The following is a 12,472-nucleotide window of genomic DNA, read 5'->3' as shown; positions in this document are numbered from 1 at the left end:
CACCCATAATCATGGAATACTTTAATAACCATAAAAATCTTTATATAACCGCAACTACCCTTTTTGTTGCACTCACCATTTTAGTATGTATTATTCCCGCTTTAGATAATGAAAAAAACTACGCACCATTGCCCAACTCAAAACCTTTAAGTAAAGAAGCCGAAATGGGTAAGGCCATTTTCGTATCTGAAGGTTGTATGGCCTGTCATACCCAGCAGGTAAGAAATGTAGATATGGACAAAACCTGGGGAAAACGCCCAAGTATTGCAGCCGATTATGCTGGAATTTCCAGAACTGATATTTGGCGAAATACAGCTACACTAATGGGAACGGAAAGAACCGGACCTGATTTAACTAATATCGGTTCCAGACAACCCAGTTCGGAATGGAACCTTACACACCTTTATAATCCAAGAATATTGGTTAAAGAATCCATTATGCCATCTTATCCATGGCTGTTTGAAGAAAAAGAAAATGTGTTACCTACCGATGTTGTAGTTACCGTTCCTGAAGAATATCTCACAAACAAGCATAATAAAATTGTGGCTACGCCAAAAGCTTTGCATTTAATTGCTTACCTGCAATCTTTGGTTCAGGCCGATCTTCCGGAAACTGTTGCTAAACCAATATTCTTATATAAAAAGGAAATAAGAACGGTAACTGCGAGCAACGGAAAAAAAGAAGAACTGGATGGTGCTCCATTATATGCAAATAATTGCCAGATGTGCCATCAGGAAAATGGAAAAGGTTTAAAAGGTGCCTTTCCGGCTTTAAAAGACAGCAAAGTAGTATTAAACGAGGATCCCAAAACGATGGTGGATATTATAATGAATGGGTACAGTGGCAGAATAAGTGAAGGTTATGCAGTAATGCCTCCCGTTGGCACAAACAACAACCTTTCTCCGGAAGAAATTACAGCTATCATGAATTATGTAAAAACAAACTGGGGTAATAATGCTCCAAAAGTCACTACCCAGCAAATAGATGAACTGGTTAAAAAAGTCAAAAAGTAAACAGGCGTAAGATGAAAAAATTATTGTTAATCTTTTATTTATTGTTTTCTCATATTGCTTTGTGGGCATGCCCTGTATGCGAAAAGCAACAACCAAAAGTATTGAAAGGCATAACACATGGGGCCGGACCTCAAAATAATTGGGATTATATCATTATTTCTGTTGTCGCAATCCTGGTTTTAATTACATTGATTTATTCCCTTAAGTATTTGATAAAACCAGGAGAAAAATCGGAATCTCACATTAAGAACCTCTTTATAAACTAAATTGGTATGGAAGAAAAAAGTAAAATATTTCTGTTTATAGATGATAATATCACCCCTGTTGCCGAATTATTTGCACCTGTAAATTTCGAGCTTGATACCTCCAAATTGGTCGATGGCAAACATTTACTAAAAATAGTAAGTAAAGATCCGCAGGGAAAAGAAGGTGTCAGGTTAATTCCGTTCGAAGTAAGAAATGGTCCGTCCATTGCAGTAGAAGGAATAAAGGAAAATGCAATTGTAGATGGAAAAATCCCAATCATGATTAATGCTTATGGCAAAGGGAGCCAAAAAAACTTTTTGATATCGGGAAGTGAATCTCCACAGAGCATACCTTTTTGGATATTTATTTTGTTAATTCTCTTTATTGCCTGGACCATTTATTATTTCACCACTTCGTCCGCTATCAATTTATTTTAACGTAGGAATTAGAAATAGCCGACAGTAGAGAACAGGTAATAGAAAGTTAAAAGAGATGCGAATGAAAACAGACATTAGAAATATAGATGACATTAAAATATTTGTTGACGATTTCTACTACAAGGTACAACAAGATGAACTTATTGGACCAATCTTCGACAATGCCATTCAGGATTGGCCAACTCACCTGGATAAAATGTATAAATTTTGGAACGCAGCGCTGTTCGGTGTCCCCGGGTTTAAAGGAAATCCCTTCGCCAAACATGCTCCGCTTCCTATACAAAAGAATCATTTCGAACGTTGGCTGGAATTATTTCAGCAAACCATAGACCATTTCTTTTCCGGAGAAATTGCTGAAGACTGCAAACATCGCTCGGAACTTATGGCTTCTATGTTTCTTACAAGATTGGAAAATATGCGTGGCGGTGCTGACAAGGTTATTATTTAGAGGATATGGTAGCAACAATCAATACAGAGAAAGACATTGAAAGCGTAGAGGATATCACATTATTGGTAAATACTTTTTATGATAAAATCAGAAGGGATGAGCTTTTATCATCTGTTTTCAATGCTATAATAAAAGACTGGGATCCTCATTTAGAAAAAATGATTCAGTTCTGGTCTACACTATTGCTTTATACCAGAACTTACAGGGGAGATCCACTGCCTAGTCACCTTCCGTTAAAGGTAGATAAAGAGCATTTCGACAGATGGCTATCGCTTTTTAACCAAACTGTTGATGAGCTTTTCACAGGTAAAATTGCTTCGAATGCAAAGAAAAGGGCATTCAGCATTGCAAGAATTATGAAAGCAGTAAAACAAATTCCGGAGGAATAATCATGAAAAAAGCACCTATTAAGAGGTCAGAATTTTTAGTTCAATTATCCAGGGACCATCATTTAACTCTACTCTTTTGCTGGAAAATAAAAGAGGGTTTAAAGAAGGATATTCCTCTTATCCTAAAAGATTATGTATTATTTTTCTGGAATGAGCATATGCAAAAACACTTTAATCAGGAAGAAGAACTGTTATTTGCGCGAAGCAGCAGTTCACTTTGCGAGCTCGTCACACAGCAGCATCTGCAGATTAATGGTATCATTTCGCAAATCAAGGATTCCGATAATCCTCAAAAGACAATATTTCAAACTTTAATTGATAGAGTAAATCAACATATACGATTGGAGGAACGTGAGGTTTTTCCTTTCCTTGAAAAAACACTTTCGAAAGAAGAGCTGGAAAAAATTGGCGAAACACTTAAAAACGAGAAGGATGATTTTGCAGATGATTACCATGTTGAATTTTGGAAACATTAATTAATCGTTTTGCTAAATAGAGACAAAAACATCAGTATCGGCATTATTTATGGAGGAGATTATTATAATATCAACACATATTATAATGAATACCGGAATCTCATGATGCTGATTTATGACAATCTATATCCTGATGACTTCGGAGACTGCCTGGGAATGGGTAAATGTGGAACCTGTTTAATAGAAATATTAGAGTTTAAAACGCAACCTACATTTTTAGACAGGAATGAAGGAACTACGATAGAAAGACAACATATGCAAAACAAAAATATCCGTTTAGCGTGTCAGATATTAATTGATGAACATTTGGATGGTTTAAAAATCAAAGTGCTGGAATAATGATGATGACCTAAACTGCCAATTTAAAAAAGTGGATACATGAAAGACAATACGATCAATGAAATACTAAGTCAGCTGCCTTCTTCCAACAAACCGATAATTAAAGTTTTAAAAAAAGGAACAGATAGTAAAACAATTGTTTTAGGACTAAAAGAAGGTATCACACTAAAGGAGCACAAAACCAATATACCTACTACATTGCTCGTCATCAAGGGCAATGTAGTTTATAAAGAAAAATACAGAGAGATTAATCTGGAAAGCTTCGACAGTTTAGAAATTCCAACCGATGTTATTCATTCGGTGTATTCTCTGGAAGACAGCATTTGTTTATTGATACAAGGTTAAAAACTAGCAAGATGATCAACTGTGATATATGTATTATTGGAGCCGGACCTGTTGGACTTTTTGCAGTTTTTGAAGCTGGTCTCTTACGCATGCGCTGCCATTTGGTTGATGCCTTGCCGCAAGTTGGCGGTCAGCTTTCAGAAGTTTACCCTCATAAACCAATTTATGATATTCCCGGATATCCTACAATAACTGCGCAGGAACTGGTAGACAAATTAATGGAACAGATCCATCCTTTCTCTCCAACTTTTACGTTAGGAGAACGGGTAGAATATTTTCATAAAAACAAAGAGGGAATATTTGAGATAGTAACCAGTGACAACACTAAAATAGCCGCTAAAGCTATTGTCATCGCAGGGGGATTGGGTTGCTTTGAACCGAGAAAACCCGCTATTGATTCTCTGGAAGAGTTCGAAACTAAAGGTGTTCTGTATTTAATCAAATCACCAGAGATCTTAAGAGATAAAAAAGTAGTAATTGCTGGTGGAGGAGATTCTGCTTTGGATTGGACCATTCATTTAGCCGATATTGCAAAACGTGTTATATTGATACATCGTGGAGATACTTTCAGAGGTTCGCCTGATTCCGCTGCCAAGGTATTCGAATTGGCCCGGCAAAATAAAATTGATCTGGTATTGAAAACTAATGTGGTCGATTTGTATGGTGAAGATTGGCTAGAAGGCGTAGAACTACTCGATCATCATAAAAACACTATAAAAATAGATGCCGAATATTTCATCCCGCTCTTTGGTTTAACACCTAAACTTGGGCCTATAGCCGAGTGGGGGCTAAATATAGATAAACATGCTATACAGGTAAATACCAAGGATTATTCTACAGATATTGAAGGTGTGTATGCTATTGGCGATATTAACACTTACGAAGGAAAATTAAAACTTATTCTTTGCGGTTTTCACGAAGCAGCTTTAATGGCCCAAAGTGCTTTTAAGTATGTATATCCAAACGAGAAACTAACCTTTAAATACACGACCGTTTACGGTATAAATCCTCTGTAAATTATGTCCATGATAATTGTGATCGATCAAGCCGAAAGGAAAAAGGAATTGGAAATACCTGAAGGTATAAATCTGAGTCTGATGGAATTTTTGAAAGCCGCCGATTATGATATTGAAGCCAGCTGTGGAGGTATTGCCTTATGTGCGACCTGTCATATAGCTGTTTTAGAAAAAGAAGAGCAAATTCCGGAACCAAAGGAAATAGAATTATCTATGCTTGATGTCCTTCCTCATAGTGAAACTAACAGCAGGCTAGCTTGCCAGATTAGATTAAATGATATTCCCGACGGAATGGTTATCAGAATAATCGGAAATTAATAATCTGAAGCATAAAACCTATCTTAACACCAGAAAATCAACACACTACAAACAACCAGACCCAGTTTCAATGTCGAGTTACCGCAACTAGCTAACCCATTTTTTTTTCTAAAAATTCTTTCAGAACAACTGCATTATTATGTTCTTTATCCTTTGATGCATATAATAATATTATACGCTTATGCTTCCCCAACTCCTTTGTAAGAAAATCCAAATTGGGATTACTTTCCAGTTCTTTTAAATAACTTTTTTTAAAAGCTGCAAAATCATCAGGATGACTATGATATTTCTTCCGCACCTCTGCAGAAGGACTTATATCTTTTGCCCAAAAATCAAGTTCCAGATTTTCTTTCTTTAGTCCCCGTGGCCAAAGTCGGTCAACCAAAACCCGGAAAGATTCTTCTTCTTCCGCAGGTGCGTCATAAGCTCTTTGAATGGCTATTTTTATTTTTGACATGAGCTGTACAAGTTAAAAGTCTTAGTTTATGGGACTTTAATCTTCTATCGAGAATAAACTATATACATAATAAACCATAAGAGGCTTAAAGAGTTTTATTTTGTAAAAACTCTTTAAGCCTCTTTACTTAGAATATCTCAGCCTGAAATTATCCCTGGATAGCTTTTACTCCCGGAAGTTCTTTGCCTTCCATATACTCTAACAAAGCACCACCACCAGTAGAAACGTAGCTTACTTCATTTTCTAAACCAAATTTAGCAATAGCAGCAGCAGAGTCTCCACCACCAATCAGAGAAAATGCACCATTTTTTGTAGCTTCTACAATCGCATCTGCAACAGCTCTTGTTCCTTTATCAAACGCATTCATTTCAAAAACACCCATTGGACCATTCCAAAGAATAGTTTTTGAATCTAAAACTACTTTAGCATATCTTTCTCTTGTTTCTGGACCAATATCAAGACCTTCCCATCCATCAGGAATTTCGTTGGTAGGAACAATTTTAATATTAGCTGATTCTGAAAAATCATCTGCAATAACAGAATCAGAAGCTAAATGCAATTGCACTCCTTTTTCTTTAGCTTTTTCAATCACATCTAAAGCCAATTGTAATTTGTCTAACTCAACAATAGATTGACCAATAGATCCGCCTAAAGCTTTGATAAAAGTATAAGTCATACCGCCACCAACAACCAGGTGGTCCACTTTATCCAACAATTTTTCGATTAACAGAATTTTATCAGATACTTTAGATCCGCCCATGATAGCTGTAAATGGTTTGGAAGCGTGATTTAATACCTTTTCTGCATTCTCTAATTCAGAGGCCATTAAATAGCCAAAATATTTTGCATCCGGAAAAAATTTAGCAATAACGGCAGTTGAAGCATGTGCTCTGTGCGCTGCTCCAAAAGCATCATTTACATAAACTTGTCCTAATTGAGCCAATTTCTCTGCAAAAGCTTCATCACCTTTTTCTTCTTCTTTGTAAAAACGTAAGTTTTCAATCAATAAAACTTCTCCGGCTTTCAAAGCATCGGCTTTAGCCTTAGCATCTTCACCAATACAATCATCCGCAAATTGAACCTCTTTACCTAATAATGTAGATAAGTGTGCAACAACGTGTTTTAAAGAAAATTTATTTGTTGGACCTTCTTTTGGTCTGCCTAAATGCGACATTAATACAACAGATCCACCATCATTAAGAATTTTTTTAATAGTTGGTAAAGCTGCTGTTATTCTTTTGTCATCAGTAATGTTAAATTCGGCATCTAAAGGCACATTAAAATCTACCCTTACAAGAGCTCTCTTATTATTAAAATTTAAGCTGTCTACAGTTTTCATTTTCTATATAATATAAATATGGTTCTTCTATCAAACAATTTTCAGGTACATCTGTCTGTGCGGACCAACCTCAGGGACCTCGAACTCGTCAGAAATAAATTCAAAACCTAGCGAAAGGTAAAATTTGTAGGCTACCTGTCTTGCATTACACCAGATGTAATTTGCCTTTTGTCCCCGCAAATATACGATTGCAAAATTAAGAAGCATATTACCATATCCTTTTCCTCTAAACTCGTACAAAGTTGCCATTCCACGAAGCTGGTAACCTATTCCGGGAAAATCCGGGTGCGATACTTTGTGAAAGGAAGCAACACTCACCAGTTCACCTTCTATTTCATATCCCAAATGAAAAGAACCTGGTGCTTCGTCATTCTCAAAAACACATTCCGAAGTGGTAAGTTTACCGTCTCTTAAAACGATATTCCTTACAAATAATACATCCGAGGCGTTTACGAATTTTACCATCTGTTTATTTTTGGTTATTTATTTTATCAATCAAATCCGCCAGTCTGGATGAATATCCAAACTCGTTATCATACCATCCTACCACTTTTATCATACCGCCTACGATAGAAGTCAGCCTGGCATCAAATACACAGGAATGTGGATTTCCCAGTATATCTACCGAAACTATCGGGTCTTCTGTATATTCCAGAATACCTTTCAAGGTAGTTTCTGAAGCAAGCTTAAAAGCCTCATTAATTTCGGCAACAGAAGCTGGCTGGCTTTCCAATAGACAAGTAAAATCCGTTAGCGAACCGTTCAGTACCGGAACCCTGATCCCCGCTCCTCCCAATTTCCCTTCCAGATGTGGAAAGATATTGGTTATAGCTTTTGCAGCGCCTGTTGTTGTTGGAATAATAGATTCTGAAGCTGCTCTCGCCCTTCTTAGATCCTTATGAGGTGCGTCATGTAAATTCTGATCACCCGTCATAGAATGTACCGTTGTAATATACCCTTCCTTAATTCTCCAATGGTCATTCAATACTTTAATCAGAGCTGCTACATTGTTGGTCGTACAAGACGCATTTGAAATTATCGGACTTCTTAGATTTATCGCATCGTCATTAACGCCCAATACCACCATTGGAATATTCTTATCAGGAGTCGGAGTCGATAATATCACCTGTTTGGCACCTGCCTTCAAATGTTTAGTTGCCAGTTCCTCGGTCAAAAATTTACCGGTTGCATCAACTACTACATCAATTCCTAATTCTCCCCAGGGTAAGTCTTCAGGATTTTTTTCAGAAAGAACCTGTATTTTTTTTTCATTAATTTCCAGATATCCATCTCCGGAAGAGACCCTTCCGTCAAACCTCCCGTGAACAGAATCGTACTTAAAGAGATGAGCCAAGGTGTCCGCATTTGTTAAATCATTTATAGCCAATACGTTTACATCTTGTTTGTCTATAAGCAATTTTGTTAGCGTCCGTCCTATGCGTCCAAAGCCATTTATAGCTACATTCATCTCATGTTTTTTGATAAACAAATGTACCTAAATAGGGGGGCTAAAAAAATTTTAAATTTATTTTGCAGTTTATATTTACGTTTCTATATTTGCACCACCAAAAACAAAATGGCCCGTTCGTCTAGGGGTTAGGACGCAAGATTTTCATTCTTGAAACAGGGGTTCGATTCCCCTACGGGCTACGAAAGCATCACTGCAAAAGTGGTGCTTTTTTGTTTTTTCGCCTTCACAACACTCCATTATTTTTTCGTAATATAGCTCGCTCTAAATGTATCAGATGAGAATTTACACCAAAGATAATTACCGCAACTTTATTCTTTGCCCCATCAATGGATATGCTGGATGATTTTTCAGCATAACAATTAGCAAAGAGAAATATCTCATTATGTATCATCGCTATCCCTAAATTGTGTGGGAGTAACTCCCGCATGGCCTTTAAAGAAATTCGAAAAATAAGCATGATCAATAAACCCCAATTCGAATGCAATTTCTTTTATAGACAAATCTGTTGATTGAAGAAGACGTTTCGCCTCCAACAATACACGTTGCTGAATCAGCTTGGTTGCCGATATGTTGAGATGAGTCTTGCAAAGAATATTTAAATAATTTGAAGATATGTTAAGTTTCGATGCATAAAATCCAACCAGCTTTTCCTGCTTATAGAATTTATCTATCAGCATATTGAATTTTGCCAGCCGGGGATTAGACTGGAATACTTTAAAATCCGTAAAGATTGCCTCAGCCTCTTTGCTTACTATAGCTGCTATTACCGCGGCTCTCGCACTGATAACCTCCTGTAATGAATTCCCTGTTTTAAGTTCATCTCTTATCGCATCAAACTCGTATTTCAGCAAATCGAAGTTATTATCAGTAAGAGAAATTACCGGATGATTGATATAGTGCGAAAACGAAAATCTAAAAAATGGAGCAAAACGTTCGAAAAAACTCCGTTGTACCATCAATTGGTAACCTGTGGTATTAGGTTTTATGTCCCAGGTATGTACCTGCCCCGGAAACAGCACATGAATTTGCCTGTTACCTATTGGGTAATCATGAAAATCAATTGTATGAACACCTTCTGCTATATCAAACAATATGATGATAAAAAAGTCATGCTTATGCGGCCGGCCTATATGTCGTTCTCCATGCAATTCATTAAAAAGGAACTCTTCCCTACCAGCCGATTGATCTTTTCGAAATTCATGTATTCCTATAATCGGAATATATGTCTCTTCATCGTACAAATCCTTAACCATATACCAAATACAATTGGGTTCTATTGTAATATATGGAATTTTATAATAAAAAAACATGGATTGATTTTGAAAATATTCTCCGTCAATCCATGTCTTTCATTAGAATAAGGCACCTTAAAATATAGAACCGACCTTATCCTGTTATGAAATTGTATATTATCTATTTTTTAGGCTCAGCATGTGCAGTTGGTGTATGGATAATATCAAAATACACCGTTTTATCATCAGCATTTGGATATATACGATAAGTAAACTCCTGCTTAGTCAGAACAGTGATATCAACTACACGAGTAAACAACACCTCTCCTTTATCATTTTTGGCAACAATTGTACGCGTCTTTCCGTCTGCAGGAACTGACCAATCTCCATGCATTTTTGGAGAATCATCCAAATTGTACATTGTAAATGTACCATCAGCTTTAAAATAAGCAAAACCTACAAAGTTCGATACGTTCGCGTCTTTCAAATTCACATGCGCACCCTTGCTATCTTTTGCATCTGTTGTTTCCCAGAATGTGCTTGCCAGTATTTCGCTTGGCGTCATCGATTTTTCTGGTGTATCTTTGTCATCTTTACTGCAGCTAAAGAAAACGATGCTGCTAATTGTCAGTAAAAGTACTGTACCTAGTTTTTTAAAATTCTTCATATTACAAGATTTTTCTTTTTCACAAAGGTATATCTACTTTACCCACACCAACTTGAACTTTTTATCCCTTTGCTTGAAAAATTTATAACCAGAATTGAAAAATGCAAACTAGCCATCTTTATAAAAGTACTCGTCGTTAATACACAATATTTCCTTTATGTACTAAAGATCTTACGGGCGAAATCCTTGCAACGGCTTCTGCCGAACAGGACGATTCAATAAAGACCAGATTGGCTTCATCTCCAACCTTGGGCCATTGCTGATTACCTTTATCATCTAACGGTAAGATCTGTCTGGTCGCAAGACCCAAAGTACGCGACAGCTCCCATTCAGTAGTGTAGCCATAAAGTTCGGCAATCAAATGTGCTTTTTGCAGCATATTACCAGAACCGAATGTACTCCAGTGATCCTGGATATTGTCATTGCCTACCAATACCTCTACTCCATGTTTCCTCAGGAGGGGAATCGGCATAACCGTATCCCTAAAAGGTACAGATGAAACAATCCCTACCCCAGCCTCAGCCAAACGTTCAGCAATACTTTCTGTTTTTGAAAGTGGAAGATGCCCTAAAACAAATGCGTGACTAACAAATGTCCTTCCTTTAAGATTTTGAGGGTTTTCCATAGCCTTATCAATCAGGTATTCAATAGTCTTCACTCCACTCTCACTTGTTTCATGCAAATGGATATCAATACCCTTGTTATTATCTACAGCCAGCTGGGTGATCAGTTCCATTGGTTTCTCTATACTTCCATCAATAGAAAACGGATCTACTCCTCCAATAAAATCTATATTCATTTTTACAACTTCTTTTAAAAGAGGTGCTGTATCTGTATAGAAGATACCATGCTGAGGAAAAGCTACCAATTCAGTTCCAACTGTCCTTTCCTTATATTGCAATGCTATCTCAAGATGTTTCAAAGATTCAAAGCCAGAAGTCGGATCAATGTTAAAATGCGACCTGATATAATGCGTTCCATAGGATTGCAGCATATCGATAAGCTTCTCAGTTCGTACCACCGAAGTCTTTAACCATTCCGGAATCATTTGTTGCTCATAAGCAATCATATCTTTTACCGTTTTCCTCTTTTCAGACACCGCTTGCCACGGCAAACCATAAAGCATCTTATCCAGATGCGCATGCATGTCTTTAAAAGCAGGCAACATCAATCTGCCTTCGGCATCAATTGCATTTTTATTGAGATCATTCGGCGTAATCGTCTTTATTTTACCATTTTCTATCTCTATACAGAAAAGTCCGGTTTGGGTTTTTATAATTTCCTGCCCGTCGTATTCAAACCCGGTTTCCAGCAATACATTCTTAAATGCATATTGCTTATCGCCAGACAGGTTATTAGTCTGCTGTTCCATTTTTATTCCGATAATATTTTTGCTATTTCATTAAACCCTCTCAGTCTCGCATGCTGCAATGGCGTTTGCCCATTATGATCGGGAATAGTAAGGTCAGCTCCTCTGTCTTTCAGTATTTTCACTATTTCCTGGTATTTACTTCCTCCACTTCCCAGAATAACCGCTTCCATCAAGGCTGTCCAACCTAAACGATTGACATGATTTATCGGAAAGTTTTTGGTGTTTGCCAAAAGCTTTACCGTCTCCACATGCCCGCGCTCGCAGGCAGGAATCAAAGCTGTTCCGTAATATCTGTTAAACACATCAAATCGAGCTCCGTTTTTCAAAAACAGATCAACAAGCTCTGTTTGTCCGCTTGCTCCGGCATATAAAAAAGGGCTATCCTGTATATTATCCTGCATATTTACATCCGCCCCATGCGTTACCAACATTTTCGCCATTTCTGCATTCTTGTTTATAGTGGCCAGTAATAACAATGTTCGCTTGTTGCGGTCACGGGTGTTTACATCGGCTCCCTGATCAAGTGCCGCTTTCACTCCTTTAATATTACTTTTAGCAACCATTTCTACAATAGTTTCTTGGGGCGCGCCAGCTTCATACTCAGAACTGCTACTTTTTGCATCACATGACGTAAAAATGCAAAGGCACAATAAAAATAGTCTCATCTTCTTTTTGTTAATTTGAAAAAAATGTCTGCTTATTAACAGAACACTCAAACAAAGTAAATGTTAATTCCTGCCATAAGTTTGGATATTCTATCCGGATGCTTGAAAGATTTATAATACTATTATCTTCTTTAAAGATCTTGCACTATATTTTAATTTAAAAGGTGTTTCCTCAATACTCTTCCGCGTTTTCGTAATATAGCTTCGCTTTAAAAGTATCTTATGAAAATTTATACCAAAGA

At 37.0% G+C, this 12,472-nt stretch carries 18 protein-coding genes and 1 tRNA gene; 11 read left to right on the top strand and 8 right to left on the bottom strand.

Translation table 11 applies throughout. From position 1 onward, the window contains the following. Nucleotides 1-11: 11 nt before the first annotated feature. The 10 genes from PEDSA_RS00620 to PEDSA_RS00575 all read left to right on the top strand — a co-directional run bounded on the left by PEDSA_RS00620 (nucleotide 12) and on the right by PEDSA_RS00575 (nucleotide 5,027). Nucleotides 12-1,013: a cytochrome c gene (locus PEDSA_RS00620; protein ID WP_013631212.1), complete on the top strand. Its 1,002-nt coding sequence runs from the start codon at nucleotides 12-14 to the stop codon at nucleotides 1,011-1,013. A gap of 11 nt (nucleotides 1,014-1,024) precedes the next feature. Continuing rightward, a complete protein-coding gene (locus tag PEDSA_RS00615) occupies nucleotides 1,025-1,279 on the top strand; it encodes a hypothetical protein (protein WP_013631211.1) in 255 nt (84 codons plus the stop codon). Nucleotides 1,280-1,285: 6 nt separating this feature from the next. After that, nucleotides 1,286-1,696 carry a hypothetical protein gene (locus tag PEDSA_RS00610; RefSeq protein WP_013631210.1) on the top strand — a complete coding sequence of 137 codons (411 nt, stop codon included), beginning with the start codon at nucleotides 1,286-1,288 and terminating at the stop codon, nucleotides 1,694-1,696. Between the two features lie 61 nt (nucleotides 1,697-1,757). Further along, entirely contained in the window at nucleotides 1,758-2,144 is a 387-nt protein-coding gene (locus tag PEDSA_RS00605) for a group III truncated hemoglobin (RefSeq protein ID WP_013631209.1), read from the top strand. 5 nt (nucleotides 2,145-2,149) lie between these two features. Then, the gene (locus PEDSA_RS00600) at nucleotides 2,150-2,533 is read left to right on the top strand and encodes a group III truncated hemoglobin (RefSeq protein ID WP_013631208.1); all 384 of its coding nucleotides are present in this window, start codon (nucleotides 2,150-2,152) and stop codon (nucleotides 2,531-2,533) included. Nucleotides 2,534-2,535: 2 nt separating this feature from the next. Next, nucleotides 2,536-3,009 carry a hemerythrin domain-containing protein gene (locus tag PEDSA_RS00595; RefSeq protein ID WP_013631207.1) on the top strand — a complete coding sequence of 158 codons (474 nt, stop codon included), beginning with the start codon at nucleotides 2,536-2,538 and terminating at the stop codon, nucleotides 3,007-3,009. 9 nt (nucleotides 3,010-3,018) lie between these two features. After that, nucleotides 3,019-3,348 (top strand): 2Fe-2S iron-sulfur cluster-binding protein, encoded by a 330-nt coding sequence (locus PEDSA_RS00590; RefSeq protein ID WP_013631206.1) that lies wholly within the window; start codon nucleotides 3,019-3,021, stop codon nucleotides 3,346-3,348. Nucleotides 3,349-3,387: 39 nt separating this feature from the next. Further along, nucleotides 3,388-3,693: a cupin domain-containing protein gene (locus tag PEDSA_RS00585; protein ID WP_013631205.1), complete on the top strand. Its 306-nt coding sequence runs from the start codon at nucleotides 3,388-3,390 to the stop codon at nucleotides 3,691-3,693. Between the two features lie 11 nt (nucleotides 3,694-3,704). Further along, nucleotides 3,705-4,709: an NAD(P)/FAD-dependent oxidoreductase gene (locus PEDSA_RS00580; protein WP_013631204.1), complete on the top strand. Its 1,005-nt coding sequence runs from the start codon at nucleotides 3,705-3,707 to the stop codon at nucleotides 4,707-4,709. Nucleotides 4,710-4,712: 3 nt separating this feature from the next. Next, nucleotides 4,713-5,027 (top strand): 2Fe-2S iron-sulfur cluster-binding protein, encoded by a 315-nt coding sequence (locus PEDSA_RS00575; protein ID WP_041536924.1) that lies wholly within the window; start codon nucleotides 4,713-4,715, stop codon nucleotides 5,025-5,027. A 91-nt stretch (nucleotides 5,028-5,118) separates the two neighbouring features. Here PEDSA_RS00575 and PEDSA_RS00570 read toward each other — a convergent pair whose 3' ends face one another. The 4 genes from PEDSA_RS00570 to gap all read right to left on the bottom strand — a co-directional run bounded on the left by PEDSA_RS00570 (nucleotide 5,119) and on the right by gap (nucleotide 8,291). Continuing rightward, nucleotides 5,119-5,484 (bottom strand): DUF488 domain-containing protein, encoded by a 366-nt coding sequence (locus PEDSA_RS00570; protein ID WP_013631202.1) that lies wholly within the window; start codon nucleotides 5,482-5,484, stop codon nucleotides 5,119-5,121. 148 nt (nucleotides 5,485-5,632) lie between these two features. After that, entirely contained in the window at nucleotides 5,633-6,823 is a 1,191-nt protein-coding gene (locus PEDSA_RS00565) for a phosphoglycerate kinase (protein WP_013631201.1), read from the bottom strand. 30 nt (nucleotides 6,824-6,853) lie between these two features. Then, on the bottom strand, nucleotides 6,854-7,288 hold the full coding sequence (locus PEDSA_RS00560; RefSeq protein WP_013631200.1) for a GNAT family N-acetyltransferase: 435 nt from the start codon (nucleotides 7,286-7,288) through the stop codon (nucleotides 6,854-6,856). Nucleotides 7,289-7,292: 4 nt separating this feature from the next. Then, nucleotides 7,293-8,291 carry a type I glyceraldehyde-3-phosphate dehydrogenase gene (gap, locus tag PEDSA_RS00555; RefSeq protein WP_013631199.1) on the bottom strand — a complete coding sequence of 333 codons (999 nt, stop codon included), beginning with the start codon at nucleotides 8,289-8,291 and terminating at the stop codon, nucleotides 7,293-7,295. Between the two features lie 110 nt (nucleotides 8,292-8,401). Between gap and PEDSA_RS00550 the strand changes: the two genes are divergently transcribed. Next, nucleotides 8,402-8,473 (top strand) — tRNA-Glu (locus PEDSA_RS00550). A 201-nt stretch (nucleotides 8,474-8,674) separates the two neighbouring features. Here PEDSA_RS00550 and PEDSA_RS00545 read toward each other — a convergent pair. The 4 genes from PEDSA_RS00545 to PEDSA_RS00530 form a co-directional block, all read right to left on the bottom strand. Beyond that, nucleotides 8,675-9,604 carry an AraC family transcriptional regulator gene (locus PEDSA_RS00545; RefSeq protein ID WP_013631197.1) on the bottom strand — a complete coding sequence of 310 codons (930 nt, stop codon included), beginning with the start codon at nucleotides 9,602-9,604 and terminating at the stop codon, nucleotides 8,675-8,677. A 103-nt stretch (nucleotides 9,605-9,707) separates the two neighbouring features. Beyond that, the gene (locus PEDSA_RS00540) at nucleotides 9,708-10,193 is read right to left on the bottom strand and encodes a DUF4822 domain-containing protein (protein WP_013631196.1); all 486 of its coding nucleotides are present in this window, start codon (nucleotides 10,191-10,193) and stop codon (nucleotides 9,708-9,710) included. A gap of 136 nt (nucleotides 10,194-10,329) precedes the next feature. Beyond that, the gene (locus PEDSA_RS00535) at nucleotides 10,330-11,565 is read right to left on the bottom strand and encodes an amidohydrolase (protein WP_013631195.1); all 1,236 of its coding nucleotides are present in this window, start codon (nucleotides 11,563-11,565) and stop codon (nucleotides 10,330-10,332) included. A 2-nt stretch (nucleotides 11,566-11,567) separates the two neighbouring features. Continuing rightward, nucleotides 11,568-12,230: an ankyrin repeat domain-containing protein gene (locus tag PEDSA_RS00530; protein WP_013631194.1), complete on the bottom strand. Its 663-nt coding sequence runs from the start codon at nucleotides 12,228-12,230 to the stop codon at nucleotides 11,568-11,570. Nucleotides 12,231-12,472: the final 242 nt, after the last annotated feature.

This window comes from Pseudopedobacter saltans DSM 12145, from assembly GCF_000190735.1.
Classification (GTDB): Bacteria; Bacteroidota; Bacteroidia; order Sphingobacteriales; family Sphingobacteriaceae; genus Pseudopedobacter; species Pseudopedobacter saltans.
Note: the sequence above shows the minus strand (reverse complement) of the source record. Positions and strands in the feature narration are given on the sequence as shown.

Coding starts and splice junctions, on each gene's coding strand:
- PEDSA_RS00620 (WP_013631212.1), top strand. CDS start 12: ATGGAATACTTTAATAACCATAAAAATCTTTATATAACCGCAACTACC.
- PEDSA_RS00565 (WP_013631201.1), bottom strand. CDS start 6,823: ATGAAAACTGTAGACAGCTTAAATTTTAATAATAAGAGAGCTCTTGTA.
- PEDSA_RS00585 (WP_013631205.1), top strand. CDS start 3,388: ATGAAAGACAATACGATCAATGAAATACTAAGTCAGCTGCCTTCTTCC.
- PEDSA_RS00535 (WP_013631195.1), bottom strand. CDS start 11,565: ATGGAACAGCAGACTAATAACCTGTCTGGCGATAAGCAATATGCATTT.
- PEDSA_RS00600 (WP_013631208.1), top strand. CDS start 2,150: ATGGTAGCAACAATCAATACAGAGAAAGACATTGAAAGCGTAGAGGAT.
- PEDSA_RS00575 (WP_041536924.1), top strand. CDS start 4,713: ATGTCCATGATAATTGTGATCGATCAAGCCGAAAGGAAAAAGGAATTG.
- PEDSA_RS00540 (WP_013631196.1), bottom strand. CDS start 10,193: ATGAAGAATTTTAAAAAACTAGGTACAGTACTTTTACTGACAATTAGC.
- PEDSA_RS00580 (WP_013631204.1), top strand. CDS start 3,705: ATGATCAACTGTGATATATGTATTATTGGAGCCGGACCTGTTGGACTT.
- PEDSA_RS00615 (WP_013631211.1), top strand. CDS start 1,025: ATGAAAAAATTATTGTTAATCTTTTATTTATTGTTTTCTCATATTGCT.
- PEDSA_RS00545 (WP_013631197.1), bottom strand. CDS start 9,604: ATGTTTTTTTATTATAAAATTCCATATATTACAATAGAACCCAATTGT.
- PEDSA_RS00610 (WP_013631210.1), top strand. CDS start 1,286: ATGGAAGAAAAAAGTAAAATATTTCTGTTTATAGATGATAATATCACC.
- PEDSA_RS00595 (WP_013631207.1), top strand. CDS start 2,536: ATGAAAAAAGCACCTATTAAGAGGTCAGAATTTTTAGTTCAATTATCC.
- PEDSA_RS00605 (WP_013631209.1), top strand. CDS start 1,758: ATGAAAACAGACATTAGAAATATAGATGACATTAAAATATTTGTTGAC.
- PEDSA_RS00560 (WP_013631200.1), bottom strand. CDS start 7,288: ATGGTAAAATTCGTAAACGCCTCGGATGTATTATTTGTAAGGAATATC.
- gap (WP_013631199.1), bottom strand. CDS start 8,291: ATGAATGTAGCTATAAATGGCTTTGGACGCATAGGACGGACGCTAACA.
- PEDSA_RS00530 (WP_013631194.1), bottom strand. CDS start 12,230: ATGAGACTATTTTTATTGTGCCTTTGCATTTTTACGTCATGTGATGCA.
- PEDSA_RS00570 (WP_013631202.1), bottom strand. CDS start 5,484: ATGTCAAAAATAAAAATAGCCATTCAAAGAGCTTATGACGCACCTGCG.